15 protein-coding genes are annotated in these 16,492 nt (G+C 63.3%); 11 read left to right on the top strand and 4 right to left on the bottom strand.

The features are described 5' to 3' along the window. Positions 1–18 precede the first annotated feature (18 nt). Positions 19–915 carry a DMT family transporter gene (locus EB815_RS11280; protein WP_056578050.1) on the bottom strand — a complete coding sequence of 299 codons (897 nt, stop codon included), beginning with the start codon at positions 913–915 and terminating at the stop codon, positions 19–21. Positions 916–1,012: 97 nt separating this feature from the next. Between EB815_RS11280 and EB815_RS11275 the strand changes: the two genes are divergently transcribed. The 8 genes from EB815_RS11275 (at position 1,013) to EB815_RS11240 (ending at position 11,622) form a co-directional block, all read left to right on the top strand. Then, a complete protein-coding gene (locus tag EB815_RS11275; protein ID WP_056578052.1) occupies positions 1,013–1,867 on the top strand; it encodes a LysR substrate-binding domain-containing protein in 855 nt (284 codons plus the stop codon). 117 nt (positions 1,868–1,984) lie between these two features. Next, positions 1,985–2,374, top strand: a complete 390-nt coding sequence (locus tag EB815_RS11270) for a c-type cytochrome (RefSeq protein WP_056578053.1) — start codon at positions 1,985–1,987, stop codon at positions 2,372–2,374. A 308-nt stretch (positions 2,375–2,682) separates the two neighbouring features. Continuing rightward, positions 2,683–3,771 (top strand): hypothetical protein, encoded by a 1,089-nt coding sequence (locus EB815_RS11265; protein WP_056578056.1) that lies wholly within the window; start codon positions 2,683–2,685, stop codon positions 3,769–3,771. Positions 3,772–3,811: 40 nt separating this feature from the next. Then, positions 3,812–4,957 (top strand): hypothetical protein, encoded by a 1,146-nt coding sequence (locus tag EB815_RS11260; protein WP_056578058.1) that lies wholly within the window; start codon positions 3,812–3,814, stop codon positions 4,955–4,957. Positions 4,958–4,981: 24 nt separating this feature from the next. Further along, positions 4,982–6,892 carry an AAA family ATPase gene (locus EB815_RS11255; RefSeq protein ID WP_056578060.1) on the top strand — a complete coding sequence of 637 codons (1,911 nt, stop codon included), beginning with the start codon at positions 4,982–4,984 and terminating at the stop codon, positions 6,890–6,892. A gap of 219 nt (positions 6,893–7,111) precedes the next feature. Beyond that, positions 7,112–8,410, top strand: coding sequence for a DUF6638 family protein (locus tag EB815_RS11250; protein ID WP_056578061.1), 1,299 nt, complete (start codon positions 7,112–7,114; stop codon positions 8,408–8,410). A 103-nt stretch (positions 8,411–8,513) separates the two neighbouring features. Continuing rightward, entirely contained in the window at positions 8,514–9,638 is a 1,125-nt protein-coding gene (locus EB815_RS11245; protein WP_056578063.1) for a DUF2333 family protein, read from the top strand. Positions 9,639–9,942: 304 nt separating this feature from the next. Continuing rightward, complete coding sequence (locus EB815_RS11240; protein WP_056578065.1) at positions 9,943–11,622, top strand: formate--tetrahydrofolate ligase; 1,680 nt, start codon at positions 9,943–9,945, stop codon at positions 11,620–11,622. A gap of 67 nt (positions 11,623–11,689) precedes the next feature. Here EB815_RS11240 and EB815_RS11235 read toward each other — a convergent pair whose 3' ends face one another. Continuing rightward, a complete protein-coding gene (locus EB815_RS11235) occupies positions 11,690–12,334 on the bottom strand; it encodes a cysteine hydrolase family protein (RefSeq protein WP_056578067.1) in 645 nt (214 codons plus the stop codon). 126 nt (positions 12,335–12,460) lie between these two features. Here EB815_RS11235 and EB815_RS11230 point away from each other — a divergent pair, with 126 nt between their 5' ends. Then, on the top strand, positions 12,461–13,456 hold the full coding sequence (locus tag EB815_RS11230; protein WP_056578070.1) for a GlxA family transcriptional regulator: 996 nt from the start codon (positions 12,461–12,463) through the stop codon (positions 13,454–13,456). On the opposite strand, the gene EB815_RS34220 is transcribed toward EB815_RS11230, so the two are convergent. Continuing rightward, entirely contained in the window at positions 13,420–13,743 is a 324-nt protein-coding gene (locus EB815_RS34220) for a cytochrome b/b6 domain-containing protein (RefSeq protein ID WP_056578072.1), read from the bottom strand. The two genes, EB815_RS11230 and EB815_RS34220, sit on opposite strands and share 37 nt — an antisense overlap. Before the next feature lie 199 nt (positions 13,744–13,942). Further along, positions 13,943–14,500, bottom strand: coding sequence for a sugar O-acetyltransferase (locus EB815_RS11220; protein WP_056578073.1), 558 nt, complete (start codon positions 14,498–14,500; stop codon positions 13,943–13,945). A gap of 139 nt (positions 14,501–14,639) precedes the next feature. Here EB815_RS11220 and EB815_RS11215 point away from each other — a divergent pair, with 139 nt between their 5' ends. Both EB815_RS11215 and EB815_RS11210 read left to right on the top strand, forming a co-directional pair. Then, positions 14,640–15,101, top strand: a complete 462-nt coding sequence (locus tag EB815_RS11215) for a hypothetical protein (protein ID WP_056578363.1) — start codon at positions 14,640–14,642, stop codon at positions 15,099–15,101. After that, on the top strand, positions 15,098–16,489 hold the full coding sequence (locus EB815_RS11210; protein WP_056578075.1) for an FAD-containing oxidoreductase: 1,392 nt from the start codon (positions 15,098–15,100) through the stop codon (positions 16,487–16,489). The genes EB815_RS11215 and EB815_RS11210 overlap by 4 nt, the downstream gene beginning before the upstream one ends. Positions 16,490–16,492: the final 3 nt, after the last annotated feature.

Raw genomic sequence — 16,492 nt, 5'->3', positions numbered from 1 at the left:
TGCTTCCTGCGATCCGCGTCAGGCCGCCGAGACACGCCGTCGCGGGAACCGCCAGCCCAACCGGACACCAAGCGTCGCCACTGCGATCAGTACCATGCCGGCGGCCTGTGCCGGCCCAAGGGGATGCCCATAGATCGCCCAGTCGATGATGATGGCAACGACCGGATAGATGAAGGTGATGATGCCTATCACCGGCGTCGTCAGGCGCGGAAAGGCCGAGTTCATCAGCACATAGGCAATACCGGTGTGCAGCACGCCAATGCTGACCAGCCAGCCCCATGAATGCGCGGGAACATGCTGGCCGATCCCGGCGAAGGGGGCGAGCATGACAAGTCCGACGATCGTCTGGCAAAGCACGGTGACCTCGGCGCGCTGCTGGCCCAGACCCTTGGCGAGGATCGTCGCCACCGCATAGAGCAGCGCGGCGACCAGCGTCAATGCGATGCCCAGCGCCCATGCCGTGCTGGCTTGCGCATGCGAGACCAAAAGACCGCTGGCCAGCACGACGCCAAGGAACGCGCCGAGCATCCACAGCATCTGGTCGAGCGAGATACGCTCCTTCAGGAAGACCACCCCGATGATAACCACGAAGAAGGGCTGGACGTGATAGACGATCGTCGTCGTGGCGATCGACGTCATGGCGAAGCCGGCGAAGAAGGCCGTCCAGCTCAGCACCATGCAGGCCCCGGCAAGCGCTGCCAGCGCGAGGCGGGACAAGGACAGGGTGCGGTCCGGCAGATAGCCACGCAGAAGGCACCAAGTGCCGAGGAACGCGGCGCCGAACACGCATCGCCAGAAGACGACGGTGACGGGGTGCAATCCCGATTCCGTGACGAAGGCGCCGACCGTGCCGGCGATCGTCATCGCAAAGGCGAGGCTCGCAGCTGGAAAACGGGAAGTTGGCAGGTCCTTCATCGACGTTTCCTCAAGCGCACGCCCTATCTGGCCAGGAATACAGCTTTCAAACAAGCGAATAGATTTGGAGCAAGCTATTCGATATGCTGATAGCACTATGGCCGCTCCACTTGACCTCAACCTCTTGAAAACCTTCGTCGCCGTCGTCGAGAGCGGCAGCCTGTCCAGTGCCGCGCCGCGTGTTGGCCGCAGCCAGTCAGCCGTCAGCATGCAGATGCAGCGGCTGGAGGAGATGGTCGGCAACCAGCTTCTGGTTCGCGGTCCCCGAACCGTCACGCCGAACGCGATCGGCGAGGATTTCGTGATCTATGCGCGCCGGCTGCTGAAATTGTCGGACGAGGCATGGGCGAGCGTCACCCGGCCAAAGGAGACAGGCAGCGTGCGCCTTGGCGTGCCGGACGACTATGCCGCATTCCTGCTGCCGCCCGTCCTGTCACGCTTCGCCGAGGATCACCCGCTGGTGACGGCGGAACTGATCTGCGAACAGTCGACCGCACTGGTGAAGACCCTGGCGGAGGGGCGGCTCGATCTGGCGATCGTCACCCGGCTGCCGGAGCAGCCGCTTGACGTGATCCGGCTGGAACGCTTCGTCTGGGTCGCCTCGCCCAACCACGTCGCCTGGCAGACCGATCCCTTGCCCGTCGCTTTGTTCGAGCCGGGCTGCGCCGCCAGGATGAGTGTCCTGCAGGCGCTTGGCGATGCCGATCGCGCCTACCGTTGCACCTATTCCAGCGCCTCGCTGCTGGGCCTGGTCGCGGTCGTGCAGGCCGGCCTGGCGGTCGCCGGTTTGGCGCAGCGCAGCGTGCCGCCGTCGCTGCGCATCATCGGCGGCAATGAAGGTCTTCCAGTGCTGCCGGATCTCGAAATAGGCATCCTGCGCAACCCGCTGTCAACGACACCGGCGGTCGATCGGCTGCACGACTTCCTGCGCCGCGATCTGGCGCAGGCCTGAGTCATCCTCCGGTCGCGGGAGATCGGCCGAAGGTCCGCCTTGCCAACCCGCCACGATGCAGCGTTTGTTAAGGCCTCGGTCCTATAAGGCCGTCAGCCAAGCTCTTCGGGGTCAGCCATGCTTCGAGCCGTTTCCAAAGCCAGCCTTCTTCTGCTTGCCACCTCCATTGCCGCCCATGCCGGCGGCGACCCCGTGCAGGGCAAGCACGTCTTCAACCGGTGCATAGCCTGTCACGAAGCGGCCAGCGACCGCGACAAGGTCGGCCCGCACCTCATGGGTGTGGTCGGCCGCACCGCCGGTACAGCCGAGAGCTTCCTTGGCCATTATTCCGAAGCGATGAAGGGTGCGGGCGCTGCTGGTCTCGTCTGGGACGAGGCCAATCTTGCCGAATATCTCAAGGCTCCCAAGCTCAAGGTTCCCGGCAACAAAATGGCTTTTGGCGGCCTGGCCAATGACGACGACATCGCCAATGTCATTGCCTATCTGAAGGCCGATCCGAAGCCCTGAGCGCGCGCCGGCGCGCGCGACCGCATCGATCTGTTTGCCTGCAACCGGTCCAATCCCCTTTCGAATTCAGCATTTCCGCGTCGTTGGGGGCCGACTGTTTTAGCGGCATGAAAGTTCAATGGCAGTTGAACCAGCCCCGACGGACCGGCTAATCACGCCATGACCCCACCTGCATTGTCTTTCAAGGCCTTGGCGGATTCCTTTGTTTTCATGCGACCCTTGTCTTCACGTCTTTCAATCCCCGGAAGCCCCACATATATTCGCCGCTGTTCGCAACCAGCGACCGGAAGCCGATGCGGGAGGCCCCTATGGCGACATTGCAGAATTTCGACGCCGAAATTGCCAAGACCAAGCAGGTCGTCCAGGACATGCGAACCAAGATCGAGCAGTCCGGCACCGTGCTCGACACACTCGCCACCGCCGACAAGAAGATCGGCGACGCCAATTTCGACATCGAGAACGCCCGCATCGAGGATGTGCTGAAGCAGCAGAAGGTGATGGAAGGCAACATCGCCGACCTGATCATTGGCCTTGAGGACGCCACCAACGTCTTTGGCGCCGAGTTCGAGAGCATGAAGAACTATACCGGCTGGGAGAACTTCGTCGGCGTCTTCTCCAGCCAGCGCAAACAGCGCCTGCGCACTGACCGCGTGCGCAACATGTCGCTGGCCGGCAACCTGCAGGAACTTCTCGCCAAGTCCGACACCATCGTCGGCATCCTGAAGGCGCAGAAAGAGGTTCTCGACCAGCGCTACAAGACTTCCGAGACGAGCCTGTCGCAGGTGATCGAGCGCCGCAAGACCACCATGACCAACCTCGAAGCCGTGCAGAAGCGCATCGAGGAACTCAACCCGATGCTGCTCGACATCGAGAACAAGATCGCCGCCTCGACCAGCCAGAAGGACCGCACGCAGCTCGAGGGTGAACGCTCCAAGCTCGCCACCGAATACAATGAGAAGCAGGCCAAGGAGCAGGAACTGCTCGCCGAAAGCCAGACGCTGGAGCGCTATACCTCGATGTTCCAGACCTTCGTCGATTCGCTCAACAACCAGATCGCCGCGCAGTCGACGCTGATCAACAAGCTGACCATCGATACCGAGCAGCGCATCGTGCTCTACAAGGCGCTGGAAGATTCGCTGAAGACCGCGGCCCAGCAGGACGTCGCCCACAAGATCAACACGCTGGGCAGTCAGGTCGACAACACGGCGGAAGAAACCATGGCCGGCATCGGTGCCGCCTCGCAGAAGCACATCGGCGACCTGCTCGAGATGCATGAGAAGAACATGGTCGCCAGCGCCGATATCCAGCGCCGCAAGAAGCTCGCCGACGACGCCTTTGCCCGCCGCTTCGACGAGGTGCTGAAGAAGCACAATTCGGCCAACTACGTGCAGTCATAATTGCCGCGCGCACCGGTGCGACAATCCCAGGGCTGACAGCATGACCCCCGAAAACGACGCGGCGGCGCGGTATTTCTCGGCAATAACGGCCGCGCTCAGCGGCCTTGAAGTGTTCATGCGCGACGACCGCTCGCCGCTCTACCGGCATGGCATCGTCGCCAAGATCGTTGCCGAATATATCGCCCGGCTCGACAAGTCCTTCTCCTGCTGGCGCAACCGGCTGGGCTTCATGGACACATTCCGCATTTCGCGCGCCGAAAGCGGTTTCCCGGTGTTCCAGAACCTGCTCGAACTGGAGAACGACCGCCGGCAGGCTGATGCACGCCTTGCCAACATCCCGCTGGCCGGCGAGCTGCGTGAGGAGATGGCCGACTTCATCCTGCGCCACAAGGAATTCCCCGAAGCGTTGCAGAAGTCGATGGCCGAGCGGCTCTACCTCGAGGACGTCAGGAGCGAGCAGACCTTCGGTCCCTTCACGCTGGCGCAGACCGCCAAGGTCTCTGTCAATCCGAAGACGGCACGGCCCTATTATCTCGTCCATTGGGCCACCTTCGACGGCAGCGCCAACCTGCCGCTGGTCTACATGGTGACGGTGGAGGATTCTTCTGAAAGCATGATCCGCCAGCTCGTCGACCGAGACGGCAAGCTCAACGAAAAGGTCGACATCCCGCTGCCGGTCGACGGCCTGCTCAACCCCGAGCTTGCGCACCGTTTCGATGATTTCACCGAAAAGAATTCCGCCTACACGCTGTCGCCGGCGACGATCGCGGTCAATCTCGACAAGGATTTCGAACCCCTGCACCCCAAGCAGTTGCGCCGCGTCGTGCTCGGCCCTTTCTATTCCGCGGGCATTACCGACAACAATTCGACGGTGACGGAAGTGCTGGCCAAGGTGCGCAAGCCGGAAAACGCCTGGCTGCTGACCTGGACCATCCAGGAGGTCTACTCCAAGGGCGAGAAGCCCGGCCGCAAGGGGCTGTTTTCCAGCGAAAAGACGACGCAGGAATTCTTCATCAACACCGATGACCTGGAAGCCGCGCGCCAGGGCGTGTCGAGTTACGAGAACCACGCGCTGATCCCGCACGAGGCCTACCAGGCGCTCTACGCCGCCGGCGAGGCACAGAAGATCTTCGGCGGCTACAAGGTTCACATCCTGTCCAATGGGCAGGTCATCTCAGACGTCTGACCGTAACACCACGGAGCATCCTTCATGGACACCGGCCTGACCACCATCCCGGAAGCGGCGATCGAGAAGCACCGCGCCACCGCGCAGAGCTTCATCACCCGCATCGTCGTGCTGGAGGATCCTTCGCGCGAATCCGGCACGGCATTGGCCGGCACCAACCGCCGCTTCGTCTCCACCGTCTCGGTCGGCTCGGTGCGCCGCACGCGCGAGGTCGAGCTGTCGAAGACCGTTGGCGCCGTCCATCCCGACGACCAGTTGCTCACCATCCCGCAGCATACGCTTCTGTTCCGCGCCCGGCGCGGCGCGGCAATCGCGCTCGCCATATCGGATGTCTTCGCCGAGGGGTCAGACCTCGAAAGCCTGCAGGCGAAAAACACCCGCGCCCCGCTCGAGGGCGACGAGGCGTCGGCCTTCAAGAAACTCCTGTCGGCCTCGGCCTACATCTCGGCTTTCAGCCTCGCCTCCTATCTGTTCCAGCTTATCGACAGCGACGGCGAGGCGCCCAACGACATCCCCGAGCCGGATTTTCTGTTCGACACGCCGCAGGATGCGGTGAAGTCGATCCTGGCCGGCCTCGACAAGGCGATAGCGGGCTCGAAGGACGATGCCGACCTGGTGACGCGGGCACGCGCCTTCGCCCGCGTCGCCATCGACGGGTTGCTGGCCCGCAAAGGCCGCTTCGACGGCATCGGCCCGTTCGAGAACGCCCATATCCGCATCGACGCCGACGACTTCACCCTCGACGGCTTCGACGTCGCGCCGGGCAAGCGCTCCAAGCCGCTGGTGATGACCTTCAAGAAGCCCGAAGAGGTCGTCGGCAACCACATCGCCAAGTACCAGTCGGTCAAGCTTGCCAAGATGCTGATGGCCTATGATTTCGAGCGCGAGCTGAACCCGTTCGTCGAGCTCGGCGGCTTCCTGTTCACCTTCATCGGCGACGGCGCGCCCGGCACCGGCAAGACGACGCTTATCCAGATGATCGCCGGTCTCGTCAACGGCTACTGCCAGGTCGCCGGCTATCCTTTCGCCTATGAGAATTTCGGCGTCGACCAGATCTCGTCCTACCAGGGCAAGTCAGGCCAGAACTGCCGCCAGTTCATCAACAATGTCTTGAACCCGCGCGTCATCGGCTTCGGCACCATAGACGACATCGACCAGGTGGCGGCACGCCGCTCCGACGACCGCGCCTCGGCCGGCCAGCAGGAGATCACCGGCGTCTTGATGGATGCCTTCGCCGGCGCGGCTACGGTGGTGCGCGGCAACTGCTCGTTCGGCATGTTCTCCAACTATCCCGAAAACGTCGATGATGCGCTGCGCCAGCGCGCCGGCGCCCGCTGGCTGGTCGACGGACCGCAGACCCGCGACGACTATATCGACATTTTCGTGCTGCTCGCCGGCAAGAACCACAAGATACCGCTCGGCGATCACGAACTCTACGCCGCGCAGGAGATCCAGCGCGCCGTTACCGAGGCTTATGAGGAACACGAGAAGCCGCGGGAAGACGGGCTGATGAAGGTCTATGAGCGCTACATGAAGGAAAATGGCGCGCCCAAGACGATGGCCGACATCGGCACCTACTTGCACCTGATCAAGGATGCCGAGCCACGCTTCACCGGCCGCGCCATCAAGAACGTCACCGACGCCATCAAGATGCGCGCCATGGACATCGAGCTTCCCGACGACTGGTTCGAGAAGCCGGAAGCCTTCATGCACAAGGGCTACGACGAGAAGAAGGCCATGATCGAGGAACTGCGCGGTCCGTTCTCGATGGACATGGTCATGCAGGAGATCAACCGCTACGCCGACAGCGAGTTCCGCTATTCCGACAAGTCCGACGACGCCGCCGTGGAAAAGCTGCTGCGCGACGCCCGCCTGCGCGAACGAGCCGCGCGCGAGATGGAGGAGATGAAGAAGAAGGGGCTGTGGAATGCGTGAGGTGAGCCCGCCTTCCCTTCTCCCCTTGTGGGAGAAGGTGTCGCCGAAGGCGACGGATGAGGGGTGTTCCAGCTTGGCGCCGACGGTACTCTGTGGCGCACCCCTCATCCGTCTCGGCGCTACGCGCCGATCCACCTTCTCCCACAAGGGGAGAAGGGAAGACCGCGCCCCTCATCCGTCCTTCGGGCACCTTCTCCCCGTAAGCGGGGAGAAGGAAAGGTGAGCAAAAAACCCGACCTCCTTCGCGACAACGAGCTGATCTACGGCCGGCTGCTGCCCGTCGACGAGCCGCATCTCATCCAGCGCTACAACAAAGCGCTGGCCGCCTTCGGCCTCAAGCCGACCAGGCTGAAGAGTTTCCAGATCGACCGCACGGGCTTCTCGCCCGAAGTGGCCGAGGAATGCGGCGACTATGATTATCTCGACCCCAACGAGGTCAATCGCCGCTTCATCATCCTGACGCCGTCGCAGATCGACCTGCCGGTGGTGCACACCGCCTTCTCCAACACCTCGCAGCTGATGTTCGAGTTCATGTCCAAGAACCAGCGTGCCATCGACGCGCTGACCATCAAGGACGTCATCTACGGCGAGATCGAAGACTCCGTTCCCAAGGTCAACGACATTGAGGACTTGCTGTCGATCAACCAGGTCGAGTTCAAGGTGCTGTCGGCGGAGGATGTGCTGGGCAAGGCCGCCGAACTCGGCAAGCTGGTCGACCGGCTGAAGCAGGAGCCGGATGCCTGGCGCGACAATGCCATGCTGACCCGCATGGTGGACCTGGCGAAGGTCTGCGGCGATATCCGCGAGAACGCGCTGGTGCCCGACCAGGTGATCTTCCGCCACAACGCCTACTGGACCAGCCATTTTGGCGGGCTCTACGTGTTCGTCGATCCCGACATGACGACGGTGATCAGCGATCCCGCCGCGCCGGGCTTCCGCCGCTCGCGGCCGTGGCAGGTGAGCTATCTCTCGATCAACGACGCCGACAAGGTGTTCAAGTTCCTGGCCAGCACCGGCCGCATCGAGTTGCCGCGCGCCTCCTGGATCGAGGCGTCCGGCTATCTCGAGCACCGGGCTGAGATGGTGGTGCGTGCGCTGATTCGCGACGCCGAGCCGAACCGCAATCTGACCGATGTCGACAAGGTCTTGCTGCAGACCTGGATCCAGAGCCACGCAGACCTGATCACCAGGGACGGCAACTTTCCCTTCCTCAACGCCGCCAAGCGCGAAATCGCCCAGCTTGGCCATCTCAAGATCGAGGATGTGTTCCCGCAACAGCGCTTCCTGGTGATCCGTGCCAAGCCGGACCATCCCGACGCCTGGCTGACCAACCGGCTGATCTCGGATTTCGTGCCGACCGACTTCGTCTCGCGCTATATCTTCAACAAGCAGGGCTTCTACAAGGACTATGAGGGCTTCAGCGACGCCTGGCGATCGCATGTTGTGGACGTTCTGAAAACCACATATTTGAAGGACAAGGTGGCGTTTCGCACACGCCTCTACGGCCTGACTGACTAGAACGAAATGAACCCGTCATTTCGTTCTGACTTATTGTTTTGGCGCATGATGTCATCCAAAAAGTCTGCAACTTTTTGGCATCATGCTGAGGGGTGACACAGCCATGCTCGATCCGATCGTGAACTTCTTCGTCCGGATTTTCCAATGGATCGGCCGCGGCATCGGCCTTTTGATCGGCGTCATCCTGTGGCCGTTCCTGTGGGCCGGGCGCTGGTACGCGCAGCGCGGCTGGATCCTCAAGGCGATGGTCGGCCTGGCCCTGCTGGTCTTGATCGGCCTCTACGCCAACTTCTTCTACGCCACCCAGTGGTGGAACAATTTCAACCCCGACTATCCGGACACCTACACTTTCGAGAAGCGCAATGTTTCCGCCGGTGAGCAGGTGGCCGCGGGCACCGGCACCGACACGGCCAAGACTTGCGGCAACTCGGGCATCGCCCAGGTGGCGGCGGACCTGACCGACTTCAACGTCAACCAGAATGCCTGGATCTCGTCGATGATCCTCTACAAGCTTGGCCTGTTCGGCATCGACTGGGACAACACGCCGTGGATGGACAACAAGGCCTCGTTCCAGCGTGGCATCAACCAGGCGGTGCGGCGCACGGCGACCGAGCTTGCCGACAATCTCGGCCGCGTGCGCACGACCTCGCAGATCGATGCCGACCTGCAGGATGCGCGCGGCAATCTGCAGTTCGACGAATACACCTGGTATTTCGGCGTGAGCCCGTTCGGTCCGAAGACGCCGACGCCGAGCTATTATCGTGACGCGGTGCGCAAGCTGCGCTCGTTCAACGCACGGCTGGCCACCTGCCAGGCCACCTTCGATGCCCGCGCCGACAATCTGAAGCAGTATATCGACCGCATCGCTTCGGACATCGGCTCCACCTCGGCCATCCTCAAGGAGCGCGCCGAGAACCACAACAATGGCTGGTTCGACACCCGCGCCGACGACCGTTACTGGTTCGCCTACGGCCAGCTATATGCCTACTACGGACTGATGAAGGGCGCCCAGGCCGATTTCGAGGACGTCATCAAGGAAAAGCACCTGCAGAGCCTGTGGGACACGATGGACGCGCAATTCGTCTCGGCCCTGCGCATCCAGCCCTTCATCATCGCCAATGGCCGCGAGGATGGCTGGCTGCTGCCCACGCATCTGACGACGATGGGCTTCTACATCCTGCGCGTGCGCTCCAACATGGTCGAAATCAGCAACGTGCTGACACAGTAGCGTTCGCCCGGCGATGGCGAATTTGCGCCGTCGCTTCTGTCGCATTCCGTGCATTGTGCGGCTGTTTTGAGACGGCGGAAGCGCCCCTGCTCTGGCTTCTATACGGCGCGGCAAGCGGAGCCAGAAGGAACCGAGAGCAGGTCGGCCGACCGCAGAGGAATTTTCTCTATAGGAAACATAGTTGCATGAAAGTTGACGCCACGGCAGCGACAGGGTTAGAACATGCCCGCGCTCCCGGTTCAAACCTGCTTGCGATAGAGATCAACCCCGTCCCCTCCACCGTCCAATCCAGAGGAAAGCCGTTATGGCCGAAGTGAAGTCCGACATCGAGATCGCGCGCGCCGCCAAGAAAAAGCAGATCCAGGAGATCGGCCAGAAGATCGGCATCCCGACCGAGCACCTGCTGCCCTATGGCCACGACAAGGCCAAGATATCGGCCGAGTTCATAAAGTCGGTGAAGGGCAACAAGGACGGCAAGCTGATCCTGGTCACCGCTATCAACCCGACCCCGGCCGGCGAAGGCAAGACCACCACCACGGTCGGCCTCGGCGACGGCCTCAACCGCATCGGCAAGAAGGCGATCGTCTGCATACGCGAAGCCTCGCTTGGCCCGAATTTCGGCGTCAAGGGCGGTGCCGCGGGCGGCGGCTACGCACAGGTGGTGCCGATGGAGGACATGAACCTCCATTTCACCGGCGACTTCCATGCCATCACCACCGCGCACAATCTGCTTTCGGCGCTGATCGACAACCACATCTACTGGGGCAATGAGCTCGGCATCGACACCCGCCGCGTGGTGTGGCGCCGCGTCATGGACATGAACGACCGGGCGCTTCGCGAGATCATCTGCTCGCTCGGCGGCGTCGCCAACGGTTTCCCGCGCGAGGCCGGCTTCGACATCACCGTCGCTTCGGAAGTCATGGCGATCCTGTGCCTTGCCACCGACCTGAAGGACCTTGAGAAGCGCCTCGGCGACATCATCGTCGCCTACCGCCGCGACAAGTCGCCGGTCTATGCCCGGGACCTCAAGGCCGACGGCGCCATGGCCGTGCTTCTGAAGGACGCCATGCAGCCGAACCTGGTGCAGACGCTGGAGAACAACCCGGCCTTCGTCCATGGCGGCCCGTTCGCCAACATCGCGCATGGGTGCAACTCGGTCGTCGCCACCACGACGGCGCTGAAGCTCGCCGACTATGTCGTCACCGAAGCCGGTTTCGGCGCCGACCTTGGCGCCGAGAAATTCTTCGACATCAAGTGCCGCAAGGCCGGCCTCAAGCCGGCGGCGGCCGTCATCGTGGCCACCGTGCGCGCCATGAAGATGAATGGCGGCGTCAAGAAGGAAGACCTCGGCAAGGAAAACATCGAGGCGGTGAAGAAGGGTTGCGCCAATCTCGGCCGTCACATCGAGAACATCAGGCAGTTCGGCGTGCCGGCGGTGGTTGCCATCAACCACTTCTATTCCGATACCGACGCCGAAATCCAGGCGATGAAGGACTACGTCGCCTCGATGGGCGAAGAGGCGATCCTGTGCAAGCATTGGGCCAAGGGCTCGGCCGGCATCGAGGACCTCGCCAACAAGGTGGTGGCGCTTGCCGAATCCGGTGCCTCGCAGTTCGCGCCGCTCTATCCCGATGCCATGCCGCTGTTCGAGAAGATCAACACCATCGTCCAGCGCATCTATCGCGGCTCGGAGGCGATCGCCGACAAGTCGGTGCGCGACCAGCTCAAGGCCTGGGAAGACGCCGGCTACGGCAATCTGCCGGTCTGCATGGCCAAGACCCAGTACTCCTTCTCGACCGACCCGAACCTGCGCGGCGCGCCGACCGGCCACACCGTGCCGGTCCGCGAGGTCAGGCTTTCGGCGGGTGCCGGCTTCGTCGTCATCATCTGCGGCGAGGTCATGACCATGCCCGGCCTGCCCAAGGCGCCGTCCTCGGAAAAGATCTTCCTCAACGAGGCCGGCCAGATCGAAGGCTTGTTCTAAAATCCTTCAATTCGAAATCGCAAAGGGCGCCGCGGCTATGCGGCGCCCTTTTTGTTTGCGGATAGTCCTACGCGGCGTTGCGCGCCAGCGCCCGCTGATTGGAGGCGTGGATCGTGTCGCGCTCCGGGAGGACACCGGTCTTCAGGCACTCGGCCCATTCGGCGGTCTTCAGCACCGCGGCGAAGCGCGACTGCAGAATGATCGTGACCACGCGGTGGATCTCCTCGGCCGAGGCATAGCCGGCGCTGTTGGCATAGGGAACCGAGCCTGTCGCATCGGACAGGAACTCGACGGCAAACCCCATATGCACGGCGTGGATGATGGTCGACAGGTCGCAATTATGCGTCATGTAGCCGACGACCGTGATCGTATCGATGGCATTGGCGCGCAGCCAGTCCTCGAGGTCCGTGCCGGTGAACGCCGAGGGCAGCATCTTCTCGACATAATGGTCGCGGCCGCGCCTGGCGATCTCCGGATGCAGTTCGCCGCCATGGCTGCCCTTGGCGAAGATCGGTGACGTCTCGGGGGCCATCTGCTTGATGACAACCACCTTGATGCCGGCGGCGGCCGCGGCGTCCATTGCGCGCGCGACATTGACGACGCTGTCGCGAAACGGCGGATGCTGGATAGCCAGGTTGCCGCCATCGTAGTCGTTCTGGACATCCACGACGACGAGTGCGCGGCGCGGTGTGGTGTTGGCTCTGTCGGACATGGTGTTTTCCTTCCGGCTTGAATGCGATGGGCTGAAATTAGACCGGTCGACAAGCGGCCAAAAGTGGCCCGATTGACATCATTCGAAAGAATTGGGACAATCAGGCTTCCCACACTGGAAACGCCCATGACCGCCCCGATCATTGCCGTCCTCGCCTTCGACGGCATCAGTCCGTTCCATCTCTCCGTGCCTTGCCTGGTGTTCGGCGCCGACCGCACCAGACTTGGCCTGCCGCGCTTTGATTTTCGCGTCTGCGGGGCCGAGGCAGGTATGATCGAGACGGATGCCGGGCTGAGTATCCTTGTCCCACATGGACTCTCCGCGCTCGACGACGCCGACATCGTCATCATCCCGAGCTGGAAGGATCTCGAAGCCCCGCTGGCCAGGCCGATCAAAGAAGCGCTGTGCCGCGCGCACCGGCGCGGGGCGTTGATCGTCGGCCTGTGCCTCGGCACCTTTGCCATTGCCGCGGCCGGCCTGCTATCGGGCCGGAAGGCGACCACGCATTGGGCCTATACGGACCAGTTGCAGGCCTTGCATCCCGACATCTCGGTCGATGCCGATGTGCTCTATGTCGATGACGGCGATATCGTCACTTCCGCCGGGGTCGCGGCCGGGTTGGATTGCTGCCTGCATATCGTGCGTGCCCGCTATGGCGCGGAGGCGGCACTGCGGCTCGCCCGGCACGTCGTGCTCTCACCGCACCGGCAGGGCGGGCAGGCGCAGTTCATCGAACGCCCCGTGGCAAGAAGCGCGAATGCCGACCGCTTCACCCAGGCGCTTGACGCGGTGCGCGCGACGCTCGGCGAAACGCACAGCCTCGACAGCGTCGCCGAATTGGCCGGCCTCACTCGGCGCACCTTCACCCGCCGCTTCCAGAAATCGATCGGCACCAGTTTTGGCGATTGGCTGACCAGCCAGCGCATCGAACTGGCGCAGCGGTTGCTGGAAGCCACGGAGAAATCGATGGATGTCGTGGCCTTCGAGGCCGGCTTCGGCAGCGCCACATCGCTGCGCCAGCATTTCGCCGCGAGGCTGAGGACATCGCCGGCGCAATACCGGCGGGAGTTTTCCAGGCGGGCCGATCAGGGCACGCGCGTGGCGCACGTCCTTTCATCCTGAACGGCAAAGGCGCCGTATCGATACGGCGCCTTTGCATTCCAACCGCCTGGATCAGGCAACGTCTTGCGACGATGGCGCACGCTTGCGCCCGTGATCATGGCGCGAACCAGAGTCTCGTGATGACGCAGGCTGGCCAGCAGCACGCCGCCGACATGAAGCCCGATCAGCACCAGAATACCATTGCCCAGGATCTTGTGCGTGTCCTCGACCCAGGCCACGCCCCACCAGGCATCGGCGAGGTTGTCGTGCGCATCGACGAGGACGCCCGGCTCAGTGTGATCAACCAAGGTCCGGTGGTTCCCGCCCCGGAGAGCTTGGTCAAAACGGTACGAACGCGGCGCGACTCGTGCGGAGGGGTCGGGCCTCGGATTGGCCATCGTCAACAAGATCCTGCAACAGATCGATGCGACGCTGGTCCTGTGAACTCGCCAGCATCCGGCCGGCAGGATGGTTTTGAGGCAACGATCCGGTTTCCCGCGGTGTACGTCAACGACGCTTGACCGGTCGCGCCGGATTGCCGACCACCGTCTCGTTCGCGGGCACATCGCGCGTCACCACGGCACCGGCGCCGACGATGGCGCCTTCACCGATGCTGACGCCGCCAAGGATGATGGCGCTGCCGCCGATCCAGGCATGGGCACCGATCCCGACCGGCCTGGCGATCTCAAGCCCCGCCTGTCGCCCAGCGGCTTCCTTGTGGTGCTCGGCGCAATAGATCTGCACATTGGGGCCAAGCAGCGTTCCCTTGCCGATGCGCACGCTTGCCGTGTCGAGTATGATGCAGCCGGCATTGAGGAAGACGCCATCATCGAGAACGATGTTGAAGCCATAGGCGCAGTGGAACGGCGCCTCGATGCGGGCGCCCTCGCCCACCCCGCCGAGCAATGCCTTCAGGCCTGGCCCGAGATTGCCGCGCTGCTTTGGCGGCAATGAATTGTGCTCGAACACGGCTTCGCGCGCCGTGACGCGCAGCGCCTCCAACTCGTCGTCGAGGCAAGTGTACCATTCGCCGGCCGCCATCTTCGCGCGCTCGCTTCTGGCCATGGCGTGGTCTCCCATCGACGTCTTTGAAATGCATGAGTTCGGCCGGCACAAAAGCATCAATCCGAGTACTGATCAAATATCGGACCTATGGTAGCCTGCCGTTTCGAGGCCGTTCTGGCCGATGATCGAGGGGATCAACATGCTCTTGCTTCTTGCACTTCTGATCGGCGTCATTGCCGGCCTGCGCGCCATGACCGCGCCGGCGGCCGTCGCCTGGGGCGCCTATCTCGGCTGGCTGCCGGTTGCCGGCACCTGGGCGAGCTTCATGAGCCATTGGGCGGCCGTCGGCATCTTCACCATCCTGGCCATCGTCGAGCTCGTCGCCGACCAGCTGCCGTCGACGCCAAGCCGCAAGGTGCCGCAGCAGTTCGGTCCCCGCATCCTGCTTGGTGCTTTCAGCGGCGCGGTGATCGGTGCGACCGGCGGTTCCACCATAGGCGGCCTGATCGCCGGCGCCATCGGCGCGGTCATCGGCACGTTGGGCGGCGCCGAAGCGCGCGGCCGGCTGGCGGCGGCCTTCGGCAACGATCCGCCCGCCGCCTTCATCGAGGACGCGGTGGCGATCATCGGCGGCCTGCTGATCGTGGCGGCGGTGGCATGACGGCCCAGAGCCTAAACGCAAAGACCTTCGACGCCATCATCATCGGCGCCGGCCAGGCGGGGTCGCCATTGGCGGGCCACCTGGCCGCCGCTGGCATGAGCGTGGCGCTGATCGAGCGCAAGCTGGTCGGCGGCACCTGCGTCAACACGGGCTGCATGCCGACCAAGACCATGGTCGCCAGCGCCTATGCCGCGCATCTGGCGAGGCGTGCCGCCGACTATGGCGTCACGCTCGGTGGCCCTGTCGGTGTGGATTATCAACGGATCAAGGCGCGCAAGGACAAGGTGACCAACGACGCCCGCGGCAATCTGGAAACATGGATCGCCGGCATGAAAGGCTGCACGCTCTATCGCGGCCATGCGCGCTTCGAATCCGCCAACACGGTGCGCGTCGGCGACGAGGTTCTGACCGCCGAAAAGATCTTCCTGAACACCGGCGGCCGTGCCTCGGTGCCTGACCTGCCCGGCATTAACGACATCGACTACCTGACCAATTCCTCGATGATGGATCTCGACGTGCTGCCACGCCATCTCATCGTCGTCGGCGGCAGCTACATCTCGCTCGAATTCGCGCAGATGTTCCGTCGTTTCGGCTCTGACGTCACCGTCATCGAGAAGAGCCCGCGCCTGACCGGCCGCGAGGACGAAGACGTCTCGGCCACCATCCTGTCGATCCTCGAGAACGAAGGCATCGCGGTCCATGCCGGCGCCGACGGCATCGGCTTCGCCAAGCGAGGCAACGACATCGCGGTGACCTTCTCGGCCGGCAAGCAGCCGGCCGTCGGTTCTCACGTTCTGCTGGCGCTGGGACGCACCCCCAACACCGACGATCTTGGCCTCGACAAAGCCGGCGTCGCGGTTGACAGGCGTGGCTTCGTCATCGTCGACGATCAGCTGCGCACCAGCGTGCCAGGCATCTGGGCGATGGGCGACTGCAACGGCAAGGGCGCTTTCACCCATACCTCCTACAACGACTACGAGATCGTCGCCGCCAATCTGCTCGACAATGATCCGCGCAAGGTCAGCGACCGCATCGAGGCTTACGCGCTCTACATCGACCCGCCGCTCGGCCGCTGCGGCATGACCGAGGCAGCCGTAAGGAAATCCGGACGCCGCGCGCTGGTCGGCCAGCGGCCGATGACGCGCGTCGGCCGTGCCGTCGAAAAGGGCGAAACGCAAGGGTTCATGAAGATCCTTGTCGATGCCGACACGCGCGAGATCCTCGGCTGCTCGGTGCTCGGCCCGGGCGGCGACGAGGCGGTGCATTGCGTGCTCGACCTGATGTACGCCAAGGCGTCCGTCGACACTCTGGCCCGCGCGGTGCACATCCACCCCACCGTGTCGGAACTGCTGCCCACGATCGCGCAGGAACTGAAGCCGCTGGTCTGAAAT

This window comes from Mesorhizobium loti (genome assembly GCF_013170705.1).
GTDB classification, from domain to species: Bacteria; Pseudomonadota; Alphaproteobacteria; order Rhizobiales; family Rhizobiaceae; genus Mesorhizobium; species Mesorhizobium loti_D.
Note: the sequence above shows the minus strand (reverse complement) of the source record. Positions and strands in the feature narration are given on the sequence as shown.